Source organism: Burkholderia sp. BCC1985, from assembly GCF_905339915.1.
Classification (GTDB): Bacteria; Pseudomonadota; Gammaproteobacteria; order Burkholderiales; family Burkholderiaceae; genus Burkholderia.
On record NZ_CAJPGY010000003.1, the window covers coordinates 26,543 to 49,819 of the forward strand.

22 protein-coding genes and 1 pseudogene are annotated in these 23,277 nt (G+C 64.6%); 12 read left to right on the plus strand and 11 right to left on the minus strand.

Translation table 11 applies throughout. From position 1 onward, the window contains the following. Window positions 1-148: 148 nt before the first annotated feature. From U4Z31_RS03545 to U4Z31_RS03555, 3 genes and pseudogenes are all read left to right on the plus strand, one after another. Complete coding sequence (locus U4Z31_RS03545; RefSeq protein ID WP_321809435.1) at window positions 149-781, plus strand: LysE family translocator; 633 nt, start codon at window positions 149-151, stop codon at window positions 779-781. A gap of 188 nt (window positions 782-969) precedes the next feature. Beyond that, window positions 970-2,097, plus strand: coding sequence for an aminotransferase class V-fold PLP-dependent enzyme (locus U4Z31_RS03550; RefSeq protein ID WP_321809436.1), 1,128 nt, complete (start codon window positions 970-972; stop codon window positions 2,095-2,097). Between the two features lie 406 nt (window positions 2,098-2,503). Beyond that, window positions 2,504-2,681: pseudogene (locus U4Z31_RS03555) on the plus strand (IS5/IS1182 family transposase); the annotation flags it as partial. 123 nt (window positions 2,682-2,804) lie between these two features. Here the strand turns inward: U4Z31_RS03555 and U4Z31_RS03560 are convergent. Together U4Z31_RS03560 and U4Z31_RS03565 are read right to left on the minus strand one after the other, a co-directional pair. Next, window positions 2,805-3,881 (minus strand): sugar phosphate isomerase/epimerase family protein, encoded by a 1,077-nt coding sequence (locus U4Z31_RS03560; protein WP_321809437.1) that lies wholly within the window; start codon window positions 3,879-3,881, stop codon window positions 2,805-2,807. A 50-nt stretch (window positions 3,882-3,931) separates the two neighbouring features. Then, window positions 3,932-4,678, minus strand: a complete 747-nt coding sequence (locus U4Z31_RS03565) for a UTRA domain-containing protein (RefSeq protein ID WP_321809438.1) — start codon at window positions 4,676-4,678, stop codon at window positions 3,932-3,934. Between the two features lie 223 nt (window positions 4,679-4,901). Between U4Z31_RS03565 and U4Z31_RS03570 the strand changes: the two genes are divergently transcribed. The 5 genes from U4Z31_RS03570 (at window position 4,902) to U4Z31_RS03590 (ending at window position 9,383) form a co-directional block, all read left to right on the plus strand. Next, window positions 4,902-5,951, plus strand: coding sequence for an ABC transporter substrate-binding protein (locus U4Z31_RS03570; protein WP_321809439.1), 1,050 nt, complete (start codon window positions 4,902-4,904; stop codon window positions 5,949-5,951). Window positions 5,952-6,025: 74 nt separating this feature from the next. Then, complete coding sequence (locus U4Z31_RS03575) at window positions 6,026-6,916, plus strand: ABC transporter permease (RefSeq protein ID WP_321809440.1); 891 nt, start codon at window positions 6,026-6,028, stop codon at window positions 6,914-6,916. Next, window positions 6,906-7,685 (plus strand): ABC transporter permease, encoded by a 780-nt coding sequence (locus U4Z31_RS03580; RefSeq protein ID WP_321809441.1) that lies wholly within the window; start codon window positions 6,906-6,908, stop codon window positions 7,683-7,685. Before U4Z31_RS03575 ends, U4Z31_RS03580 begins: the two co-directional genes overlap by 11 nt. 12 nt (window positions 7,686-7,697) lie before the next feature. After that, window positions 7,698-8,714: an ABC transporter ATP-binding protein gene (locus U4Z31_RS03585; RefSeq protein WP_321809442.1), complete on the plus strand. Its 1,017-nt coding sequence runs from the start codon at window positions 7,698-7,700 to the stop codon at window positions 8,712-8,714. Then, window positions 8,715-9,383, plus strand: a complete 669-nt coding sequence (locus U4Z31_RS03590) for an HAD family hydrolase (protein WP_321809443.1) — start codon at window positions 8,715-8,717, stop codon at window positions 9,381-9,383. A 147-nt stretch (window positions 9,384-9,530) separates the two neighbouring features. Here the strand turns inward: U4Z31_RS03590 and U4Z31_RS03595 are convergent, their stop codons facing one another. Further along, window positions 9,531-10,538 carry a HEAT repeat domain-containing protein gene (locus U4Z31_RS03595; protein ID WP_321809444.1) on the minus strand — a complete coding sequence of 336 codons (1,008 nt, stop codon included), beginning with the start codon at window positions 10,536-10,538 and terminating at the stop codon, window positions 9,531-9,533. A gap of 145 nt (window positions 10,539-10,683) precedes the next feature. Next, a complete protein-coding gene (locus U4Z31_RS03600; RefSeq protein ID WP_321809445.1) occupies window positions 10,684-11,352 on the minus strand; it encodes a hypothetical protein in 669 nt (222 codons plus the stop codon). A 214-nt stretch (window positions 11,353-11,566) separates the two neighbouring features. On the opposite strand from U4Z31_RS03600, the gene U4Z31_RS03605 reads away from it, so the two are divergent. Both U4Z31_RS03605 and U4Z31_RS03610 read left to right on the plus strand, forming a co-directional pair. Further along, complete coding sequence (locus tag U4Z31_RS03605) at window positions 11,567-12,133, plus strand: nucleotidyltransferase family protein (protein WP_321809446.1); 567 nt, start codon at window positions 11,567-11,569, stop codon at window positions 12,131-12,133. 79 nt (window positions 12,134-12,212) lie between these two features. Further along, window positions 12,213-12,740, plus strand: coding sequence for a 2'-5' RNA ligase family protein (locus U4Z31_RS03610; RefSeq protein WP_321809447.1), 528 nt, complete (start codon window positions 12,213-12,215; stop codon window positions 12,738-12,740). 195 nt (window positions 12,741-12,935) lie between these two features. On the opposite strand, the gene U4Z31_RS03615 is transcribed toward U4Z31_RS03610, so the two are convergent. The 4 genes from U4Z31_RS03615 to U4Z31_RS03630 all read right to left on the minus strand — a co-directional run bounded on the left by U4Z31_RS03615 (window position 12,936) and on the right by U4Z31_RS03630 (window position 16,925). Continuing rightward, window positions 12,936-13,493: a DUF6891 domain-containing protein gene (locus U4Z31_RS03615; RefSeq protein WP_321809448.1), complete on the minus strand. Its 558-nt coding sequence runs from the start codon at window positions 13,491-13,493 to the stop codon at window positions 12,936-12,938. Beyond that, window positions 13,490-13,756, minus strand: a complete 267-nt coding sequence (locus U4Z31_RS03620; RefSeq protein WP_321809449.1) for a hypothetical protein — start codon at window positions 13,754-13,756, stop codon at window positions 13,490-13,492. The genes U4Z31_RS03615 and U4Z31_RS03620 overlap by 4 nt, the downstream gene beginning before the upstream one ends. A gap of 15 nt (window positions 13,757-13,771) precedes the next feature. After that, window positions 13,772-14,500: a transporter substrate-binding domain-containing protein gene (locus U4Z31_RS03625; RefSeq protein WP_321809450.1), complete on the minus strand. Its 729-nt coding sequence runs from the start codon at window positions 14,498-14,500 to the stop codon at window positions 13,772-13,774. Between the two features lie 124 nt (window positions 14,501-14,624). Then, window positions 14,625-16,925 (minus strand): NADP-dependent malic enzyme, encoded by a 2,301-nt coding sequence (locus U4Z31_RS03630; RefSeq protein ID WP_124521810.1) that lies wholly within the window; start codon window positions 16,923-16,925, stop codon window positions 14,625-14,627. Window positions 16,926-17,061: 136 nt separating this feature from the next. Between U4Z31_RS03630 and U4Z31_RS03635 the strand changes: the two genes are divergently transcribed. Together U4Z31_RS03635 and U4Z31_RS03640 are read left to right on the plus strand one after the other, a co-directional pair. Further along, window positions 17,062-18,033, plus strand: coding sequence for a LysR substrate-binding domain-containing protein (locus U4Z31_RS03635; RefSeq protein ID WP_124485204.1), 972 nt, complete (start codon window positions 17,062-17,064; stop codon window positions 18,031-18,033). 643 nt (window positions 18,034-18,676) lie between these two features. Continuing rightward, on the plus strand, window positions 18,677-19,786 hold the full coding sequence (locus U4Z31_RS03640; protein ID WP_415750262.1) for a porin: 1,110 nt from the start codon (window positions 18,677-18,679) through the stop codon (window positions 19,784-19,786). A gap of 94 nt (window positions 19,787-19,880) precedes the next feature. On the opposite strand, the gene U4Z31_RS03645 is transcribed toward U4Z31_RS03640, so the two are convergent. The 3 genes from U4Z31_RS03645 to U4Z31_RS03655 all read right to left on the minus strand — a co-directional run bounded on the left by U4Z31_RS03645 (window position 19,881) and on the right by U4Z31_RS03655 (window position 23,213). Beyond that, window positions 19,881-20,423 carry a cysteine hydrolase family protein gene (locus U4Z31_RS03645; RefSeq protein ID WP_124522101.1) on the minus strand — a complete coding sequence of 181 codons (543 nt, stop codon included), beginning with the start codon at window positions 20,421-20,423 and terminating at the stop codon, window positions 19,881-19,883. Window positions 20,424-20,665: 242 nt separating this feature from the next. Continuing rightward, on the minus strand, window positions 20,666-21,985 hold the full coding sequence (locus tag U4Z31_RS03650; protein WP_321809452.1) for an MFS transporter: 1,320 nt from the start codon (window positions 21,983-21,985) through the stop codon (window positions 20,666-20,668). 43 nt (window positions 21,986-22,028) lie between these two features. After that, window positions 22,029-23,213, minus strand: a complete 1,185-nt coding sequence (locus tag U4Z31_RS03655) for a M20 aminoacylase family protein (RefSeq protein WP_321809453.1) — start codon at window positions 23,211-23,213, stop codon at window positions 22,029-22,031. Window positions 23,214-23,277: the final 64 nt, after the last annotated feature.

A 23,277-nucleotide genomic window follows, 5' to 3' on the forward strand; every position in this document is an offset into this window, starting at 1 on the left:
CGGAGCGCTTCGACAACGACACGGTACGGTGCCTCGATGCGGTCTCGCCGGCTTGTCCGAAATTCAACGGAAGATGGCGATATTGCCTCTTTCGCCGGCTCCGCCTGTGTCCGATCATCCGGCCACTTTTCGTTGCGGAATCCCGAACATGACGGCCAATGCCCACCTCGCGACCGACCTGCTGTTTGCCTACGCAATCTATTTCGTCGGTACCGCGAGCCCCGGACCGAGCAATCTCGCCATCATGTCCATCGCGGCGAATCACGGCCGAAAGGCGGCATTGACGTTCTCGCTTGGCGTCCTGTCGAGTTCGATGTTGTGGGCGAGTGTGGCCGTGCTGGGCGTATCGGCTGCGCTGATCGCGTATGCCCCATTCATCGTCGCGATCAGGATTTTCGGCGGACTGTATCTCTTGTGGCTTGCATTCAAGTCGGCGCGCAATGCGCTCGGACGGGCGGCGCCCGCCGTCTCCGAAACGGCGCGAACGCCGACGTTGGCCAGCATCTATTGCCGCGGTGCGATGCTTCATCTCACCAATCCGAAGGCGATCCTCGTGTGGGTTTCGATCGTGGCGCTGTCGTCCGGCGGCACCCGGCCGTCACAAGGTGCACTGGTCGTGGGTTGTGCGGCCATTGGGTGCGGCGTGTTCGCCGGTTATGCATGGCTGTTTTCCATGGAGCCGGTTCGAAGGATCTACATGCGAACCCACAAGGCACTGGACGGGTGTCTGGCCGTCGTATTCGGGGTCGCTGGGATCAGGTTGCTGGCATCGCGTCCATAGCGCGTCGACCCGTCGCGCGCACGACACCGGATGTGCGGTGAATGAGACAAGCGCCGAAATTTCCAACGAGCGGACAGCTTTCGTTAGAATCGTTCGTCTATCAGAGAAAAGCAGCGTTGCATCGGCGCAGCGGCATCCGCTCATGAACACCGCTCGCGCTCATCCCATGTCCTTTACCGGAGGCGAACGTGCCAGGATTACTTCCCGATGTCGACCGCGACGGGCTTCTCGAATACTCGGTGGTGTACACCGACCGGTCGATCAATCACATGTCGCAGCGCTTCCAGGGCGTGATGCGCGACATTTCCGCTGCGCTGAAGAAGGTCTACAACGCGAAGGCGGTCGCAATCGTCCCGGGCAGCGGGACGTTCGGCATGGAAGCCGTGGCCCGGCAGTTCGCGACGAACAGGAAGTGCCTCGTCATCCGCAACGGCTGGTTCAGCTTCCGCTGGTCGCAGATTTTCGACATGGGCAGCATTCCGTCCGAGTCGATCGTGCTGAAGGCGCGTCCGGTCGAAGCGGGCAGACAGGCCGCCTTTGCGCCGGCGCCGATCGATGAAGTCGTTGCGGCGATTCGCGAGCACAAGCCGGATCTGGTGTTCGCGCCGCACGTCGAAACCGCGTCGGGGATGATGCTGCCCGATGCGTATCTGCGTGCGGTCGCCGACGCCGTGCATGCGGTCGGCGGCATGTTCGTGCTCGATTGCATCGCGTCCGGCACGATCTGGGTCGACATGGAGGCGAGCGGTGTCGACGTGCTGATCAGCGCACCGCAAAAGGGCTGGAGCGCGTCGCCCGGCTGTGCGCTGGTGATGCTCGGTGCGCTCGCCCGCGAGTGCATCGATGCGACGACGAGTACCAGTTTCGCGTGCGATCTGCGCAAGTGGCTGCAGATCATGGAAGCGTACGAAAGCGGCGGGTTCGCGTATCACGCGACGATGCCCACGGACAGCCTCGCGACGCTGCGCGACGTGATCAAGGAAACGGACGCGTACGGCTTCGACAAGGTGAGGGCGGAACAACTGGAGCTCGGCACGCGGATTCGTGCGTTGCTCGCCGAGAAGGGGTTCCGGAGCGTCGCGGCCGAAGGCTTCGAGGCACCGGGAGTCGTCGTCTGTTATACCGATGACGACGATATCCGGTCCGGCAAGAAATTCGCCGATGTCGGCATGCAGATCGCGGCGGGCGTGCCGTTGCAATGCGATGAGCGGGCGGATTTCAAGACTTTCCGGATCGGCTTGTTCGGGCTCGACAAGCTGAATGACGTCGATGCGGCGGTTGCGCGGTTCGCGAGTGCGCTGGAGCGGGTGCTGTAGCGCGTCGCCGATCCAGGCATGTGTTGCGGCGCATGACGTGACGAGATCGATCCGATCACGCGTTACGGATGCGCCGCGTTTTCCGAATGCCGCTGCGATTGATCATCGGCCGATGAACGGATGGGCCTGAGTCGAAGCGAATACGCGCCGGCTACGAGCGCTTGCGTGCGAATCCGATGTGTGAAAGGTTGGACTGGGTCAAACAGGCAGCGTCAGGTCGGCGATATGTGCAGTACGGCAATGGCCCCGTTCGTGTGCTGGTCATGCATGACTGGCTGGGCGACCACTCCAGCTACGATGCCGTCATGCCTCGGCTTGACGGCCACGCGTTCACGCATGTTTTTGTCGATTTGCGTGGCTACGGCCGGTCCATCGAGTTGGACGGCGAACACACAGTAGAAGAGATCGCCGCCGGATACCTCACGGCAGCGGTCTTGGCAAGGTCCGTTGGGTCGTTGAGCGCACGCTTGGATGCACAATTTCCGACGTCTCCGCGTTCGCATCGAGCGACGTCCGGACATCCCAAAGTGCTCCTTGAACTCGGCTGCTGCACGATCTGCTGGAACACATTGCTATACACTTAGCATCCCCTATGAAACCGTCTCTAGGCCGTTCAACCGGTAGCAACCGACCACGGCTGGTCGTGAGCGTGGGCCGTGGATGCCGGATGCGAGCCGAACCTCGTCCGCCAGGAGTCGGGATGTGCGTCACGTAGACGTACCGAGCACACACTCTGCGAGCCACCTCAACTCTCTAAGAACCCCGCGCACATACGCGACCTGGTCGATCGCCCACCGTTCCTCGCCTTCCATCATCTGCTCGAGGGTCAAGCCGGCCGGCAGCGGCGTATCGCTCATCGCGCGATAAGGAATGAACGGATCGGATTCTTCGTCGATCATCCGGAACGCCGGCGCGGGGTAATGGTTTTCCTGTTCGAGGATGAACGCGATCACCTGCGGCGCATCCTCCCCCAGCATCAGCAGGTCGAACAGCATGCGCGCGCCGGGCAGTTCGTCGGCGGCGCTACCCTGCAGCACACCGTAATGTCCGAATCCGCGCGCTTCCGGCACGATGCGCACACCTTTCATGTGGACCTGGCGAATGTGCGGCGCCAGGTTCCGCAACGCCTGCAGCGGCTGCTCGCACGCGTTGATCATGTTCCCGAAATCGAACAGCGCATTGATGCGGGGATGGCCGACCCTACGCAGCAGCATCGCGATTTCGGCGCTCTTGAGCTCTTCGTGCTGTTCGAAGTCGACGTGGAGATCGAAGCGCTCGGCCAGTTGCGCAAGGTAGCGCAGGTCCGCGCCGACCCTGTCCATGACCGCAGACAGCCGTCCTTCGTAGCGCGAATACACGCGGAGATTGCGCACGCCCATCACCCGGGCAATGCGGGCCGCCTCGTCAACATCCGCGTGCGCGGTGCTACTCAGTTCGAGATGGAGTGCGAGCCCCAGCGTTCGGGCACGCTCGGCGACCGCGCACAATCCGTCGTCGGACATTCGAGCGAGACTGTTCGCTTCGCCGTCGAGCAGATGAATGCACATGCCGTCCAATTCGTGACGCGACGCGAAATCGAGCAGATCGATCGGCCGATAGCGACCGTGCGTCAGATTGGTCAGCAGCGGATACGCGTGGCCGAACAGCCGCACGCTGTCGACGCGCTCCAGCAGCTTCGCGGCAAGGGGCGGCGTGAGCGCGGGCGCCGGCCAGCGCGACGGATCGCGCACGTTATGGTTCAACAGCGCGTCGAACCGGTCCTGAACGGGTTGCAACGGTGACATGCTCGTTTTCTCTATGAAGGAAGGCGTGAACGGCGGATGCGCGCCGGCGTTCACGCGGTGTCCTCGCCGCCCCACGGCTGGTCGGCCTGACTGTCGACCGAAATGCGCACCGCGTCGTGGCGCCAGTATTCGTGGTCGCAGTCGACCAGCATGCCGTGCTGGTCGAAATTGACCCGCGTGATCATCAGGATCGGACTGCCGGGCGTGACGTTCAGCTGCTGCGCGACGTCACCGCGCGCGGCCGACGGATAGATCTCGAATCGCGAGCGGGAAAAGCGCAGGTCGTAGAACTGTTCGTAGGTCTGCGTCAGCGATTTCGAAAAATCGTGCTCGAGGATGCCGGGGAAGCGCTCCGGCTTGAGGAAATGCTCGACGTACGACACCGCGCGGCCGTCCAGATAGCGCAGGCGGCGGATCTGGTATAGGCGGGTGAGCGGTGCGAGCGCCATTTCCTTGCACAGCAGCGCGTTTGCGACGACTTGTCCGGTACCGACGACCTTCGTCTCAACCTGACGCTTCTGCAGCGTGACCATGCGCTGAAAGTAGGTGCGGTAGAGCGGGTTGTAGTTCAGCCGCGGATAGGCGACGAACCAGCCGCGCCGTTCCTCCCGGTAGATCAGGCCTTCGGCCTCGAGCGCTAGCAGCGCGTCCTTGAGGGTGATGCGGGTCGTGTCGAACAGCTCGCACAGCTCACGTTCGGACGGCAGCTTCGCGCCGGGGGCGAGGAGGCCGCTGTCGATCTGGCCGGTGAGCGCCTGCCGGATCTGCATGATCTGGGTTGGAGGGCGATCGTTCATGCGATGACTAGTCCAATATTGCTATTTTTCGGATGCCGCCTTTTTGCCAGACCTCGGTGACGGCCGTATGACAACGGAATGATCAACGATGCAGTGCATATGCGACTGAGATTCACGCCATTTTTTCAGAATCTGCGCAGATCGCAAGTTTGAAGACGCAAAACTGACATATTTGGCCTCTAAGATTCGCGCTGTTTTTTGACTAGTCCAGAGGACGACCACCATGCGCACCCTGATTGCCGGTTGCATCGCCGGCGCCCTGAGCCTGACCATCACCACCGCATTCGCGCAAAACATCGACGGCCTGATCAGCGCCGCGAAGCAAGAGGGCGCAGTCAACAGCCTCGGCATGCCGGCCGACTGGGCCAACTGGCAGGACACGTGGACCGGGCTTTCGCAGAAATACGGCCTGAAGCACCAGGACACCGACCTGAGCTCCGCCGAGGAGATCGCAAAGTTCGACGCCGAGAAGACCAACGCGAGCGGCGACATTGGCGACGTCGGCTATACGTTCGCGCCGATCGCGGTGCAAAAGGGCGTGACCCAGCCGTACAAGCCGACCACCTGGAGCCGGATCCCCGCGTGGGCAAAGGACAGGGACGGCCAATGGGTGGTGTCGTACACGGGCACGATCGCGTTCATCGTCAACAACAAGCTGGTGAAGAATCCGCCGAAGACGTGGGCCGACCTGCTGAAGGGCAAATACAAGGTCGCGCTCGGCGACGTCGGCACGTCGGCACGCGCGAGCAGCGCGGTGCTGGCCGCGGCCTATGCGCTCGGCGGCAACGAGAAGAACCTGAAGCCGGCGCTCGACCTGTTCGCCCAGCTCGCGAAGCAGGGCCGCCTGACGCTGAATGACCCGAACATCGCCAATCTGGAAAAAGGCGAGGTGGAGGTCGGCATCCAGTGGGATTTCAACGCGCTCGCGTATCGCGACAAGATCGACGCGTCGCGCTTCGACGTGCTGATACCGCAGGACGGTTCGCTGACCTATGGCTATTCGACGATCATTAACAAGTACGCGAAGCACCCGAATGCGGCGATGCTCGCGCGTGAGTACATCCTGAGCGACGCCGGCCAGGTCAACTTGGCGCGTGGCTACGCACGCCCGATCCGTGCCGACGTGAGGATTCCGCAGGACGTCGCCGCGAAGTTGCTGCCGGCGTCGCAGTACCGCGTCGCGAAGCCGATCGGCGACTTCGCCGCGTGGGAACTCGCGCAGAAGCAATTGCCGCGCGCGTGGCAAGAGCAGGTGATCGTCAACATGCAGTGAGGATGCGCCGCGCAGCCCGGGTCGCCGCGCAATCGCGACGGTCCGGCGCGCAAGCCTTGCGGAACTCCAATCCGATGAAACTCTCCGTCTCCCTACCGCAGCCGCGGGCCGTCGGCGTCGCGCCCGTCCGCAGGCGTTGCCTGCGTCACCCGCGCTCGGCACTGCTGCTCGTTCCGATGCTCGCGCTGTTGACGCTGTTCTGCCTCGCGCCGATGGGCTGGGTGTTGGTGCACAGCGTCGCGGGCGAACACGGCCTGTCGCTCGACAACTTCCGGACGATCGCCGGCTCGCCGTTCTATCGTCAGGCGTTCGGCAACAGCCTGAGCATCTCGTTCTACTCGAGCGTGCTGGCGCTGCTGATCACGCTGCCGGGCGCGGCGTCGCTGCGTCGCGTGGACGGCCGCTTCAGGAATGCGGTGATCGCGCTGACCAACATGACCGGCAATCTGTCCGGCGTGCCGCTCGCATTCGCGTTCGTCATCCTGATCGGCACCAATGGCGCACTCACGCTGCTGCTGCGCGAATGGGGCTGGTTGCAGGACTTCCGTCTGTATTCGCGCGACGGGCTGATCCTGCTGTACACGTACTTCCAGTTGCCGCTTGGCCTGCTGCTGTTCTATCCGGCGCTCGATGCGCTCGACGACCACTGGCAGGAGGCAGCGGCGCTGCTCGGCGCTGGGCATTGGGCGTACTGGCGGCACGTCGCGTTGCCGGTGCTCGCGCCAGCACTGCTCGGCACGTTCATCCTGCTGCTCGCGAACGCGATGGGCGCGTATGCGACTGCTTTCGCGCTGACGTCGGGCAACTTCAATCTGGTGACCGTACGGATCGCGAGTCTCGTGTCCGGCAACATCGACCTGCAGCCGGACCTTGCCGCCGCGCTGTCGGTGCTGCTCGTGGGACTGCTCGCGCTGGTCGCTGCCGTCAACCAGTGGCTGCTGAAGAGGACTTACCATGCGCGCTGACCGCTTCCATCGCTTCGTCGTCGGTGGGCTGAGCGTGCTGCTCGTCGCGCCCGTCGCGGCGACGTTGCTCTACTCGCTCTCACGGCGCTGGGAAGCGACGATCCTGCCAGAGGGGCTGACGCTCGACTGGTATGCGCGGCTCTGGCACGACGCACGCTTCGTGGCCGCGTTCGGCCATTCGCTGTTGCTGTGCGCCGGCACGCTGCTGCTCGCGACGAGCGTGATCGTGCCGGCCGCGTTCGTCGTCTGCTACCGCTTTCCGCGGCTCGATCGCTGGATGAACGTGCTGATCCTGATCCCGTTCTCGATGCCGCCGGTGGTCGCGTCGGTCGGGCTGCTGCAGCTGTTCGCCGCCGGACCGCTGCCGCTCGTCGGCACGCCATGGATCCTGCTCGGCAGCTATTTCACGATCGCATTGCCGTTCGTCTATCGTGCGCTGGCCGACAGCCTGCGCGCGCTCGATGTGACAACCCTGATGGATGCGGCCTATCTGCTGGGTGCCGATACGCCGCAGGCGTTCGTCCGCGTCATCCTGCCGAATCTGCGCAAGGGCTTGATGGCATCGCTGTTGCTGACCTTCTCGCTGCTGCTCGGCGAATTCGTGTTTGCGAACATGCTCGCCGGCGCGCGCTACGAGACGTTGCAGGTCTATCTGTACGGCCTCAATGCCGGTAGCGGCCACCTGACGAGCGCGCTCGTGATGAGCTACTTCCTGTTTACTCTCGTGCTGACCGGGTTCGCGACCCGGTTCGGCCGCTCAGGCAAATAAAGAGGCTGTGTCATGTCTCATGTGGAAATCGACGGTCTGACCAAGCGCTTCGGCGCCACGACCATTTTCGAGGACATCCGGTTCGTCCTCCGCCAGGGCGAGTTCGTCACGCTGCTTGGTCCGAGCGGTTGCGGCAAGTCCACGCTGCTGCGCTGTCTTGCGGGCCTGACTGGCGTCGACGGCGGCTCCATTCGCGTCGACGGCCAGGACATCACGACGCTCGCGCCGCAACGGCGCGGCATCGGCATGGTGTTCCAGAACTACGCGCTGTTCCCGAACATGACCGTCGCGGGCAATATCGCGTTCGGCCTCAAGATGCAGAAGCGCACGGCCGACGACGTCGCGCGACGCGTCGGCGACGTGATTCGTCTCGTCGAGCTGACCGGCATGGAAGCGCGCTATCCGCACGAGCTGTCCGGCGGACAGCGTCAGCGCGTCGCGCTCGCGCGCGCACTGGTTGTGGAGCCGCGCATCCTGCTGCTCGACGAGCCGTTGTCGGCGCTCGACGCGCGCATTCGCCGTAGCCTGCGCGAGCAGATCCGCGACATCCAGCAACGTCTCGGCCTGACTACTGTGTTTGTCACGCACGACCAGGAGGAAGCGCTCACGCTGTCGGACCGGATCTTCGTGATGAATCGCGGACGCATCGTGCAGGAAGGGGCTGCCGAGACAATCTATACGGAGCCGGCAAGTGAGTTCGTCGCACGCTTCATGGGCAGCTACAACCTGCTGTCGCCAGTCGAAGCGGATCGGCTGTTCGGAATTGCGCTGACCGGACATCTGGCGATTCGCCCCGAATCGATCCAGCTGTGCGAACCGGACGCACGGCATCACGCACACCCGGACGCACCGGTGCCGGCCGTCATTCGCGGCCGCCAACTGCTCGGCAATATCGTCCGCTATGAAGTCGACGCCGACGGCGTGAGCCTGCGCGTCGACCACCTGAACCGCGGCGCCGACGATTTGCTGCCGACTGGCAGCGCGATCGGGGTGTCGATCGATCGCAGTCAGATGCGGGAGGTGCACTGAATGGCGCTCGCGATTTTCGACATGGACGACACGCTGATCGACGGCGACAGTTCGAACCTGTGGTTGCGATTCCAGGTCGAGCACGGTCTCGCGCCGGCCGACATGCTGCCGCACGAGGCGGCATTACTGCGCGACTACCATGCGGGCACGCTCGCGATGGAAGACTACATGGACTACACGCTCGCGCCGTTGCAGGGTCTCGCGCGCGACGAGGTCGGCGCGTGGATCGACCGCTTCATCGAAGAGGTGATCGTGCCGCGCGTGTTCCCCGAAGCCTGGAGCCGGCTTGCGCTGCATCGCGCGCGCGGCGACCGCGTGCTCGTCATTTCAGCGTCGGGCGAGCATCTGGTCGGACCGATTGCGCGGCGGCTCGGTGTCGCGGACGTGATCGCGATCCAGCTGGAAATGACCGACGGCGTGTACAGCGGCCGGACATGCGGCGTGCTCAGCTATCGCGAAGGCAAGGTTACGCGGCTGCGGGAGTGGCTCGCGCAGCACGGCGAGTCGCTCGATGGCAGCTACGGCTATAGCGATTCACTGAATGACATGCCACTGCTGCAGTCGGTGCGGCATCCGCACGTCGTGAATCCAGGCGACATGCTGCATGAGGAGGCGGCCCGCAGACAATGGATGGAACTGAACTGGCGACGCGTATTGGCAGAATCTTGAGCACGCGAGACGTAAACCTTCCCGGACAAGCGCACGTCTGCTGCCGAGCAAGCGAGCAGACTATTTCCCCGCCGACAGATCCGGGAGAGACAGGAAGCGACGGCATTCGCCTCCAAGGAAGAGGCCGACTATCAAACTCAAACTCAACTACGTTGGTGCGTCGTTGCGAATACCGATCACGTAACGCGCATTGCGTGCCACGGACGGGTCTGGGTCGGCGGCCAGCCGGGCAAGCAGGGCCGACGCCGTGCCATTGAATTCGGCGAGCGCCTGACAAACACGTACACGGGTCTGGACATCGGCTCGACCGTCCGAGATCGCTGCTTCAAAGCGCTCCACAATTTGCCTTGCGATCGCGGGGTCTTCCGCCAAATCGGCTAACGCATCGGCCGCCTCGACATCGTGAGTCCCGCCAAGAACCTGCTCGATCAGCAGGGGAATGGCGTCGCGTATCCCCCATCCGCCAAGCACCCGCGCAGCGCGATACCGCACGCGCTCCGCGGGGTCGAGGAGCGAGCCACGCAAGGTCTCCACCGCATCGGAACCGCCGAGTTTCGCCAGCGCGAGCACGGCCCGTTCGCGTACTGCCGGATCAGGCTGTTGAAGCGCCGCGCCAAGTACGCTGGCGCCGCTGCCTACGGTTCTTCCCAGCGCCCAGTGCAGCGCACCTGCGACATTCGGCTCTTGCTCATGGAGCAGTGCGTGGGCGATGAGCGCGGCAAGCGGGGCATCGCTGGACGCGGCGTCAAACGCAGCACGCTGTCTCTCAGGCGCATGCGTCGACTCCAGTCCTTTCAACAGATGCACAACCTCAAGCACTGCTGACCAATCATCGGGAGAGGTGGCGGACACAGAAGTCAGCCGGCAAAGCAACGCTTGCTCTGCGGCCAGCCGCTCGCGGCTGCGAACCATCAGCGCGTCAATGAGCACATCGGGGTGAGGCGCCTGTTGGCTGAGCGCCTGACGCACCTCGGCCAGCCCAAGGCCCAGCGAACGCAGGCTCTCCACCTGGAACAGGCGCAAGGCATCGGCTTGCGAATACTCGCGGTATCCCGCTTCCGTACGTCCCGATGGGCTGACCAGTCCGATCGCGTCGTAGTGCCGCAGCATGCGCGCGCTGACGCCGGAACGATTGGCCAACTCGCTGATGCGCATCACTTGTCTCCGGTGTCATCTGGTTCACGCCGCGTCGTGTCTCGGCCTTGGCTCCCATCGAGCCTCGAAGATTCTAACAAACCGCCAACGGCTTCCATCACCTCGGCCAACACGTGGCTCATCACATCGATCGCCGTCAACCCGCCTATTCATCGGCGTAGGGCAACGGTGCACCTGCGCGCCAAGCATCGGCTGGATCGAGCACAAACGCACTCTCCGGGTCCGCGATGAGCCTGAGGCTCGCGCAGGCATGAACGCGAACCGCCGGGTCCGTGTGTCGGGCCGCCGCCGCATCGAGCGGGGCAATGGCGTCGTCTCCAAGCATGAGTAAGGCCCGGCTCAGACTGCGCTTGAGGTCCTTGTCGCCGCGGCCCAGCTCGCGAACCAGTTCGCGTGCCAAGGCGGCTCGTTGCCAGGTCGGCACCAGCCCCGCCGCGGTGCGCCACGCTGTTCGTGCCACCTCCGGATCGGGGTCATGTAGATGCCCGCTCGTGATCGCTGACCAGGTTGCGGGGTCGCCGATCTTCGAGAGCGTATGTAGCGCCTGGCTACGCGCTTGCGCCAACGGCGAGCGCAGCTCGTCAAGCAGCAATGGCAAGGTCAGATCCTGCGCATGCCGGGTGAGCGCCCAGGTGAGCATGTCGCGAACGAAGAAATCCGGTTCGACACCGCAACGCTTCACCAGTAGCGTGATCTGGCCTGGATCGGGAGCCGTGCCGGCACCCAGCGCAGCCGCAAGACGGAGCGAAGCGTCCGGATGCTCGAGTGCTGTGGTCAGTGCGTGACGGGAAGTCGGGGGATAGTGACGGGTCATGAACGCCTCCTCGCCCGACAGTGGACGCCTTGTCACTGTGACAAGGTCAAGCGTTTTCGGGCGAGGGGCGAATTGCACGCCCAGGCAGCCGTTCGTGGGGGCGATCACCGCTTCCTCCGCGGGTGACGGGCGGCCAGTTTCGGTCACTCGACAGTGCGGCCGGATTTGGTGACAATCTGAGCAGTGCTGCTCGTTTAGGCTGCGTAGATCCGCGATGAATCTCAAAGAAAGATTGGTCGAAATAGCCCGACAGTCATCTTGGTGTCTGTCGGCGCTGTCGGCGGCACGTGCAATGGGCCTGAAATCCTGGTGCATTGGCGCAGGGGCCATTCGTAATTTGGTCTGGGACTCGCTCCACGGATATGTGACTCCGACACGCCTAGCCGACGTCGATTTAGCCTACTTCGACCCGTCCGACTTGTCGTCGATTCGCGATGCCGAAATCCAGCGCAGCCTCACCGCGCAGTGTCCCGAAATTCCGTGGGAGGTCACGAATCAGGCCGCTGTTCATCTCTGGTTCGAGAGCGCCTTTGGGCATCCGGTGCCCCCCTTCAGTTCACTGGCCGAAGCCATTGCGTCCTGGCCGGAGTACACGACGACGGTAGGACTGACTTTGCTCCGTGACGGGACAATTGATGTCTGCGCGCCATACGGGCTCGACGACCTCTTTTCCATGGTGGTACGACGCAATCCAGCGCGTGTCAGCATTGATACCTATCTTCAGCGAATCCAGCAGAAAAGATACAAGGACCGCTGGCCCCGTGTGACCATCATCATTTAGAGATGCCGCAGGCAGCCAAGAGGCGAGTTACCGACGGAAGTCGACCATAGATGGTCAATCGACGCGAGAGGATTCCCGAATGCTCACAACAGCGTTCGTCGTTGAGGTTCCCGCAGCCGAGTCAACGGTAGCGGACCTTCGGAGCCGGTTTGATGCTACCTCTGACTTGGGCGTGCCGGCGCATATCACGGTCCTGTTTCCCTTCATGCCGCCTGACGAAATTACGCCCGATGTCCTTCATCAGGCACAAAGCGCGCTGAGTAACGTGCGGCCGTTCGAATTTTCGTTGAGGAAGGTCGAGCGGTTTGCGGTCACCACTTATCTTGCTCCCGATCCGCCAGAACCGTTTGTCGCCTTGACGACTGCGCTGGTCGAGCGATTCCCCATGTTTCGCCCCTATGGGGGCGCACACGATGGCATCGTCCCACATCTGACTGTCGCACACGGCGATGCCGTGACAGCACATTTGGCTGCCGTCGAGCTCGAACATCGTCTGTCTGCGCGGGAGGCGATTCGATCGTGCTGTAGCGCTGTCGCTCTGCTGGGGAACTCGTCGGGCCGCTGGAGGAAGATGCATGTGATTGATCTTCCAAATGTCTACGTGTAGTGACGATCGACCGCAGTCCGGTCTGGACTGTTCCATGGGACTATGCGTCTGGCCCATCTGAAGCGAATGGCTGCTTTGTAGAAAGCCGACCGTCCGCTTCAGGTCGATCACCGCCATTGGCGACGAGCGATCGTATTATCCGAGACCTAATCTGACGTTGACCCACCGGTCAGATCCCGGCCTATACACCCGATGCTACCGATGGCGTCTCTTCCAGTCGAACGACGGAAGCTCGATACGACTGGCGACAGACCCGTTCCAGGACGTTTCGAACCCGGCCCGCGCAAGCGCTTCCGCGACCTGGCGGCCCACTACCGCACCGCGCGCGTCGTCGCCGGCGAGGTCGCCGAAGGCGATCGTGAGGCCGTGTCCATCCAGCGCTCTTTCGACATCCTGTCCGTGATAAAAGCAGTACCCGTGGTAGCGCCCCTGCGGCGCGTCCTGCACGGCTTCCGAAACGTCCGAGTGGCCATCCGACATCGTGTATCCGGCGTTCGACAGCGCGCAGATGCCGTCGTCGTCCAGTTCATCGAACACGCGATCCAGCCGATCGCAATCCGTCTCCCGAGGCCAGGACCGTTCTGCCGCAGCCTTGCGCTCGAATTCCGACTCGATGAAACCTTCCAGCCGATCTGCGTCGCAGTCCGGCTCCAGGATGTCCTCCATCATTTCCCGGACATCATCGGGATCGTTGAAGCCCGACCAGACCCATTTGGTGATGCACTCCATCACGTATTTTTCGGTGTCCGTCACGTCATGGTCTCCAGGTGTCGTCGTTGATCTTCAACGCCGCTGCCGGCCGTTACCCGCCAGCGACAGTCCTGCTCGACAGTTCGCACCGGCGTATTGAAACCGTGTCGAGCGACGAACGTCCCTCCGGAAAACGGTTCGGCGTCTCGACGCGCGCCAGCGGCGCCGCCCGTTTTCGCGAGCACTAGCACCAGCACAAGCGTGCGCGATGCGCAGCTTCCAGCGCCACCATGTCGAATGCGCTTTCTCCAGTTGCCGGTGCTCATCGTCGCGGCACCGTTTCAGCGGAGGGCAGGATCGATTTCGGCACTGCTCAATCCGAATCCCGCCATGCGCGCGCGATGCTCCGGCGAGCCCAGATACGCGCGCAGCTGCCGGTTGACCGCATCAAGCAACGCGCTGTTTTGTCGATTGAACGAGAAGGCACCCAACGGCGGCAGGTGGTGTAACCGGTCCGCTACCGGTTCATGCGCGATGGCCTCGAGCAATGCGCCGCCCATCCGCTTCGCCACGATCCGAAGTCCGAGCGCAGTACTCGCGTACGCGTCGACCGCGCCGGCGCGCACCGCGTCGATCGCATCGGCTTGCCGGTCGAACAGGGTGATCTGATGCTCGCTCACGCCCGCGGCTTTCGCCGAGTCGTGCTGTACCTGTCCGGTAATGATGCCAAGACGTGCATCGGGACGCGCGGCAAGCGACGCATAGCCGGTCAGTTGCTTCGGGTTTCCGGCACGAACGAGAAAGCCGTCCGCGATTCCCCACACGGGTACGCTGAACGCGACCTTGGCGGCGCGTTCCGGCGTAACGAAGAGCGGAACGTTCATGTCCCAGCGGCCTGCGGCGACACCGGGCAGCAGTTCACTGAACGTCGTCAGGTGAGGTTCGATCCGCGTGACACCGATCGCCCGAAGGATCTCGCCGGCAAGATCGAGGTCGGCACCGGTTGCCGTGCCGTCCGGTTCCGTCCATCCAAATGGCGGTTCGTCGAGGTATGCAATCGTTACCTTCATCGCGTCTTCTCGCGAGCAGGGACGGCCGCCGAATCGGCAGCCGATTGCCGACGATTCTAATACTTCGCTCGCAGGACAGGGCCGGCCGCAGCCGGCCCCCATCATGCGACTACCTGGGCCGCACTCAACCCGCCACGTTCCGATTCGCTTCGATCACGGTCAACGCCGTCATGTTCACGATCCGTCGCACGGTCGCGCTCGACGTGAGGATGTTCACCGGCGCATTGACCCCCAGCAGGAACGGCCCGACCGCGACGTTGCTGCCGGCTTCCGTCTTGAGCAGGTTGTAAGCGATGTTCCCTGCATCGACGTTCGGGCACACGAGCAGGTTCGCCGCGCCCTTCAGTGGCGACATCGGCAGCAGCCGCGCACGCAGCGCCTCATCGAGCGCGCAGTCGCCATGCATCTCGCCATCGGCTTCGATATCCGGCGCGTGCGCGCGGATGATCTCGAGCGCCTTGCGCATCTTCACGCCCGACGCCGCGCTGCCCGACCCGAAGTTCGACCGCGACAGCAGCGCAGCCTTCGGCGTGAGGTTCAGCCATTCCATCTGCCGCGCGGCCGCGATCGTGAATTCCGCGATCTGCTCCGCATCCGGGTTGTCGTTCACGTGCGTATCCACGAGCGCGACCGTCCGCTGATTGAGCAGCAGGATGTTCATCGCCGCGTAGGTCGATGCATCGGGCTTCTTGCCGATCACTTCATCGACGAAGCGCAGGTGGTTGTGATACTCGCCGACCGTCCCGCAGATCATCCCGTCCGCATCGCCGAGCCGCACCATCATCGCGCCGATCAGCGTCAGGCGCCGGCGCATTTCGACGCGCGCCATTTCCTTCGAGATGCCGTCGCGGCAGCGCAGTTCCCAATACGTGGTCCAGTATTGCGGGAAGCGCTCGTCGTATTCCGGATTGGTCACCTCGACGTCCTGACCGAGACGCAGGCGCAGGCCGAACCGCTCGATCCGCGCGAGCAGCACCTCCGGACGGCCGACCAGGATCGGACGCGCGAGCTTCTCGTCGACGATCACCTGCACCGCGCGGAGCACACGCTCGTCCTCGCCTTCGGTGAACACGATGCGTGCCTTGCCGCCGTCACGCACGAGCTGGCGCGCGGTCGCGAACAGCGGCTTCATGAACGCGCCCGAGTGGTAGACGAACTGCTGCAGCTGCTCGACATACGCGTCGAGATCCGCGAGCGGGCGCGTCGCCACGCCGCCTTCGATCGCCGCCTTGGCGACGGCCGGTGCGATACGCACGATCAGGCGCGGATCGAACGGCTTCGGAATCAGGTATTGCGGACCGAACGACACTTCATCGCCGCCGTAGGCCGCGGCGACGATGTCGTTCTGCTCTTCCTGCGCGAGGCCGGCGATCGCGTGAACCGCGGCGATTTCCATTTCGCGGGTGATCGTCGTCGCGCCCACATCCAGCGCGCCACGGAAGATGTACGGGAAGCAGAGAACGTTATTGACCTGATTCGGGAAATCCGAGCGGCCGGTCGCGATCACGACGTCGTCGCGCGTCGCGTGCGCGAGTTCGGGGAAGATCTCCGGCGTCGGGTTGGCGAGCGCGAGAATCAGCGGACGCGCGGCCATCGCCTTCAGCATCTCCGGCTTCAGGATGCCGCCGACCGACAACCCGAGGAACACGTCCGCGTCGCCGATCACTTCGGACAGCGTGCGCGCATCGGTTTCCTGCGCGAAGCGTTCCTTGGCCGGATCCATCAGCGTGGTGCGGCCGCGATAGACGACGCCTTCGATATCCGTCGCCCAGATGTTCGCGACCGGCAGCCCGAGGTCGACGAGCAGGTCCAGGCAGGCCAGCGCCGCCGCGCCGGCACCGGACGTCACGACCTTCACTTCCTTGATCGACTTCCCGACCACCTTCAGCCCGTTGATGAACGCGGCGGCGACGGTGATCGCGGTGCCGTGCTGGTCGTCGTGAAAGACGGGAATCTTCATGCGCTCGCGCAGCTTGCGCTCGACGGTGAAGCACTCCGGCGCCTTGATGTCCTCGAGGTTGATCCCGCCGAAGGTCGGCTCGAGGCCGGCGATGATGTCGACGAGCTTGTCCGGGTCGGTTTCGTTGATCTCGATGTCGAACACGTCGATCCCCGCGAACTTCTTGAACAGCACGGCCTTGCCTTCCATGACCGGCTTGGACGCGAGCGCGCCGATGTTGCCCAGACCCAGCACGGCGGTGCCGTTGGTGATGACGCCCACCAGATTCCCGCGGCTCGTGAAGCGGTGCGCGTTCAGCGGCTCGGCGGCGATCGACTCGCAGACGCTGGCGACGCCGGGCGTGTAGGCGAGCGCGAGATCGCGCTGCGTCACGAGCGGCTTGCTGGCGACGACGGAGATCTTCCCCGGGGTCGGAAACTCGTGATAGTCGTACGCGGCCTGCTGCTGGGTCTCTGTCTGTTTCATGTTGTCGGGTCCGGGCGTGCGCGTCAGGCCAGTCCCGACGCGATCCATGGAGGTGATTCTAGGGATCGGCCATAAGGAGATGATTCTGTTTTAATATCGCTCCATCACTTTTTCATGATGGTGCGGCGGTACGGCAATGACATTCGACGCGAACGACGTGGTTAGGCGGCTTGGCGCGCGCCTGAAGATGCGGCACCTGATGCTGTTGCTGCAGATCCAGCAGCACGGGTCGCTGACGCGCGTCGCGGAGCACATGGCCAGCAGCCAGCCCGCCGTGACGAATGCGCTGTCCGAGCTGGAAAGCATGTTCGGCACGCCGCTGTTCGAGCGCTCGTCGCGCGGGATGCGGCCGACCGCGCTCGGTTCGGTCGTGCTCGAGCGCGCCAAGGCGATGCTGAAGGATCTCGACCATCTCGCCCGCGAGATGGAGGCGGTCGCCGCCGGCCATGCGGCGCACCTGCATATCGGCGTGATTCCGTTTATTTCGGGCCAGATGCTGTCGGCGGCGCTCAAGCGCCTGCAATCCCGGATGGAACGGCGCCTGACCGTGACGATCCACGAGGGCACCAGCGATCAGCTGCTGTTGCAGCTCAAGGACCACAGCGTCGATCTCGTGATCGGGCGGGCATCGTCGGCGATCGATCTGGGGCAGGTCTCCTTCGAAGTCCTGTACCAGCAGCAGCCCCGGATGATCGCGAGCCGGCGCCTCGCCGCGAAACTGGCCCGCACGAAGCTCGACTGGGAGAAGCTGCACGCGCTGGACTGGATTCTCGGCGCGCCCCACACGCCGATGCGCGAGCAGGTGACCGACCTGTTCCTGTCGGCGGGCATCGCGCCGCCCGTGCCGATCGTCGAAAGCTACTCGTCGAAGCTGATCGGCGAAATGATCGCGTCGAGCGACGACGCGGTGTCGATCGTGCCGGCCGATATCGCGGAAGAAATGGTGCGCATCGCCGGCGTGGCGATCGTGCCTTACTCGCTGGTCTGGACGTTGCCGCCCATCGCGCTATTTACCCGCGCTGCCGAATCGCATGCGCCGACGCGGGATGTGCTCGTCCAGGCGCTGCGCGAGATCTGCAGGGAAACCTACGTCGAAGCGCCGCGATAAGCGTTCGGTTGCCGGCCGGTGCGTGCGCGGCCGGCAACCGCGTCATTCCCGCTTTTCATCGTCCGCCGATTCACATGGCGTGCTGTGGCGGGCGTGCTGCAATTGCATGGATCGTCATCGTCAACTGCGTCGTCAACCATCACTGGATCGTCACGGCGCATGGCCGGCAACAGAGGCGGCAAGTCCGATGCTGGCACGACTCGATTCCGTCATCAAGAAACGAGCGGCATGGGTGGATTTCCAAATAGTGGTTGTTCATCGAGCGGTGCTTGTCCTACCCTCATAATCGGTCCACAAGGAAGGCTCGCGGCGGCCGCGTACCGTATCGATTCCATCGTCTTTGTCGCTTGTTCCGTCGCAGTTCGGCGGATTATCAACGTCAGACGCGTGCATGTCGATTCGTATGGTATGCGTTGCACCATCGCTGCCGTGATGGCATGGGTTGCCGGCCAACGATAATGCGCCGGCGTGTGCGGTGCGATCGGCAAGCAGTCGTTTGCCGGAAGGGTATCGGGATGTCGGGCAACCTGCTCGCGCCTGGCGCGGCGAGGGCCCGGATGTTTTTTCGATCGATGCGGACACAACGTGCGCGCTCGCGAGGCATGCAGCGGGCGGTCGAGACGTGGAGGGGGCGAGCTTGATTTTGCGACTCACATTCAAACATTTCGCATGGCTGATCGTGGCCGCCGCACCGGCGGCCGCGTTCGCGCAGACGAGCGTGACGCTGTACGGCCGGATCGACGGCGGCGTCGAATACCTGAACCACATCGCGACGCCCGGCGGCAGTTCGACGCGCTGGAGCGCGGAAGGCGGCGACTGGGGCACCAGCATGTTCGGCCTGAAGGGCTTCGAGGATCTCGGCGGCGGGATGTCGACGGTCTTCAACCTGGAAACCGCGTTCCAGGTGATGAACGGCACGACCGGCGGCGCACGCATGTGGTCGCGCCGCGCGTATGTCGGCCTGAAGAGCGACACGTGGGGCCAGCTGCAGGCCGGCCGCAACCTGTTCATCGACAGCGATGGCGTGTGGGAATTCGATCCGTTCGTGCAGCAGGCGTTTTCGTCCGCATCGCTCGTGCGCGGCCGCAACTGGCAGCAGAGCAGCAACAACGTCGAATATCACAGCCCGGTGATCGGCGGCTTCGACGTGCAGGCGCAGTATGCGTTCGGCAACCAGTCGCGCGGCTTCAACTACGGCGCGGCCGACGACTTCGGCCGCTCGGACGGGATCATGATCTCGTATCACTCGCCGATGCTCGACGTGCGCGGCCTCTACGACGAACTGCGCGACAACAACGGCAAGTTCAGCAACATCTTCACCGCGTCGCGCGAGTATTTCGTCGGCGCGAACGTGAAGGTGTCGAAGTTCAAGATCCAGGGCGCGTATACGCACTACCAGGCGCCGGACAGCCCGGCGGGCGTCGCCGATCGCGCCGATCACTACTGGCTCGGCGCGACCTATACGGCCAATCCGCAATGGGCGGTGACGGGCGGCGGGTATTACGTGAAGGTCGGCGACGGCGGCGGCGACGCGTCGCACGATCCGTCGGGCCACGCGATCATGTACGTGCTCGGCACGACGTACAACCTGTCGAAGCGCACGTTCCTGTACGGCACCGTCGCGTACGTGCGCAACGGCGGGAATTCGAACTTCTCGCTGCTCGCGTCGCCGCGGGATGCGACCTCGGGCACGAGCCCGATAACGGGCGAGTCGCAGACGGGCGCGTATGTGGGGATGATGCATACGTTCTGAGCGGGGCGTCGCGCACGCAAGGCACGGGTGAGGGTGGCCCGTGCCTTGTTGCGTTTACGGGGGCCGGCGTGCGGCGTGCCGTACGCGTTGCTGGTCAGAACCCGCATGCCTCGGTCGTCGTCAACGTCGCGAACGGCCCGCCGAGCGTCGCATTGTGATGCGCGACGATCCGCTCGGCCGGCAACGCGGGCGTATCCATGCAGGTATGCGCATCGGCGACGAGCACGGCGCGAAAGCCGAGATCGGCGGCCGCGCGGCACGCCGTGTCGATGCAGTACTGCGTCTTCATCCCCGCAATCACGATCTCGCCGATCCCGGCCGCGTGCAGCCATTCGGCGAGCCGCGTGCCCGCGAAACAACTCGGCCGGGTCTTGTCGAACACGATGTCGCGTGCCGTATCGATCGCGAGCGCCGGCAGCAATGCGGCGAGCGGCGCATCGGGCGCGATCGGCGAACCCGCCGGGCCGGTGTGGCGTACGGCGAACACGGGCGCGCCGGCTTCATGTGCGCGGCGAATCAGCCGGTTGACGTTGGCCAGCACGCGTTCGCCGTCATGCGGACGATCGGGGCCATGGAACAACCCGACTTGCATGTCGACGACGAGCAGCGCACGTTTCGGGGATGGGGCTTCGGACATCGCGTTTCTCCTGAGTGGCCGATACGGACGGAGAAACGACGAGACCCCGTCCGGAACCGGCGGGGCCTGTGGGAATCGGTGAAGGGCGCTACGACCTTGCGCGCATTCGCCGCACGGGCCCGCCGAAGGCGGTCGTGCGCGTGGTCGTCGAAAGGGTGAGCGTGGCGTCGTGCATGGAGCGATCATGCACGATGCGCGTTCGCTGCGTCAATGACGTGTCGCACGTCCCGCGCCGCCACCGCTCAATCGAGCGCCTTCCCGGCCTTCTCGTCCATGCAGCGAATCGCGAGCAGCGTGAGCACGCCGCAGCCGATCGCATACCACGCGGGCGCATTCGGATTGCCGGTCGCCGCGATCAGCCACGTGACGAAGAACTGCGCGAAGCCGCCGAAGATCGCGACGCCCACGCTGTACACGAGCGCGCCGCCGGTCGCCCGCACCGCCCGCGGGAACAGCTCGCCGAGCATCGCACCCGTCGCGCCGATGTTGATCGCGTGCACGACCGACAGCGCGGAGATGATCGACAGCAGCGACGCGGCGCCCGGCCAGCGGTTCAGCGCGATGAACGCGGGATAGATCGCGGCCATCAGCACGATGCGCGTCCACCAGACGATCCGGTTGCGGCCGAACACATCGGACAGGTGCCCGCCGATCGGCGTCACGAGCATCAGGATCGCGCCGGCGACGCAGCCGGCCGTCATCGACAGCCAGGTCGGCAGGTGCAGCACCTGCACGCCGTAGATCGCCATGTAGAACACGATGATGTAGTGGATCGACGTGCCGCCGATCGTCACGCCGAGACCGGCGAACACGGCCTTGCCGTGATGGCGCAGCACGTCGGCGAGCGGCAGTGACGCGACCGGTTCGTCGCGCGCGGCGGCCGGCGTTGCCGCCGGCACTTCCTCGACGGTGCGGCGCAGCCAGTAGCCGAGCGGCACGAACAGCGTGCCGATGATGAACGGCACGCGCCAGCCCCAGCTCTCGAGCTGCGCGGCGTTGAGCGTCGACGTCAGCGCGACGCCGGTGAGCGCCCCGGCGAGTGCGGCGAGCCCCTGGCTCGAGAACTGGAACGACGCGTAGAAGCCGCGGCGATGCTGCGGCGCCTGTTCGAGCAGCAACGTCGTCGACGCGCCGACTTCGCCGCCCGAGGCGAACCCCTGCAGCAGGCGTGCAAGCACGAGCAGCAGCGGCGCGGCGAGGCCGATCTGCGCGAAGGTCGGCGCGATCGCGATCGTCGCGGTGCCGAGCGCCATCAGCAACAGCGTCAGGATCATCGCCTTCTTGCGGCCGGCGCGGTCGGCATACATGCCGATCACGAGGCTGCCGAGCGGGCGTGTGACGAAGCCGACGCCGAAGCTCGCGACCGCGAGCATCAATTGCCCGAACGACGAGTGCACCGGGAAGAACAGCTTGCCGATCAGGATCGCGAAGAAGCTGTAGACCGTGAAGTCGTAGAACTCGAGCGCGTTGCCGACCGCGGCGGCCGCGATCAGGCGGCGTTTCTTCGCGGCGGCGCGGGCATCGGCCGGCGAGCCGGCGAACGGAAGGGCGGACGTTTCCATGAGGTTCCCCTGCTAAGGCGCGGAACTGCGTGATGAAGGGCCGTCAGGCCGCGAGCCAGGCTTCGGCGACGCGGACCCAGTAACTCGCGCCGATCGCGAGGATGTCGTCGTTGAAGTCGTAGCCGGGGTTGTGCACCATGCAGCCGCCCTTGCTGCCGATGCCGTTGCCGATGAACGCATAGCAGCCGGGGCGTGCTTCGAGCATGTAGGCGAAGTCCTCGCTGCCCATCAGCGGCGCGGCTTCGGTTTCGACGCGATCGGCGCCGAGCATCTGGCGGGCGATGTCGGCCGCGAATGCGGTCGGTTCGGGATGGTTCACGAGGACCGGATAGCCGTAGTCGTAGTCGACTTCCGCCGTGATGCCGAAGCTTTCCGCCTGGCCCTTCGCGAGCGCGTCGATCCGGCGTGCGAGCAGCGCGCGCACGTCGGCGTCCAGCGCGCGCACCGACAGCTTCATCACGACGGTTTCCGGAATGATGTTGAAGGTCTCGCCGGCCTGCACGCTGCCGACGGTGATCACGGCCGCATGCTGCGCATCGACCTCGCGCGCGACGATCGTCTGCAGCGCGACCATGATGCTGCCCGCGGCCGACATCGGGTCGCGCGCGAAATGCGGCATCGCGCCGTGTCCGCCGACGCCGCGCAGCGTGATCGTCACGCGGTCGGCCGACGCCATCGCGGCACCGGCGCGGAACGCCATGTCGCCGGCGGCGCGGCCCGGCATGTTGTGGATCGCGAAGATCGCGTCGCACGGAAAGCGCTCGAACAGGCCGTCGTCCATCATCGATTTCGCGCCGCCGAAGTTTTCCTCGGCCGGCTGGAAGATCAGGTTCAGCGTGCCGGAGAACTGGCGCGTGGCGGCGAGGTGGCGCGCCGCGCACAGCAGCATCGCGGTGTGGCCGTCGTGACCGCATGCATGCATCTTGTTTGCGTGGCGGCTCGCGTACGGCAGGCCGGTGGCTTCGGCGAGCGGCAGTGCGTCCATGTCGGCGCGCAGGCCGACGGTGCGCGTGCCTTGTCCTTCGCGCAGCACGCCGACGACGCCCGTCTTGCCGATGCCGCGATGCACTTCATAGCCCCACCCCGTGAGCAACTCGGCGACGAGATCGCTGGTCAGCGTTTCCTCGAACGCGAGCTCCGGATGCGCGTGGATGCGGCGGCGCACGTCGATCAGGTCGGGGGCGATCGCGGCGATGCCGGGGATGACGGGGTTCACGGCTTGCAGCATGGTGTCTCCTGTGGAGCAGGTGAGGCAGGTGGGGCCGGTGGGCGTTCGACGCACATATGACGGC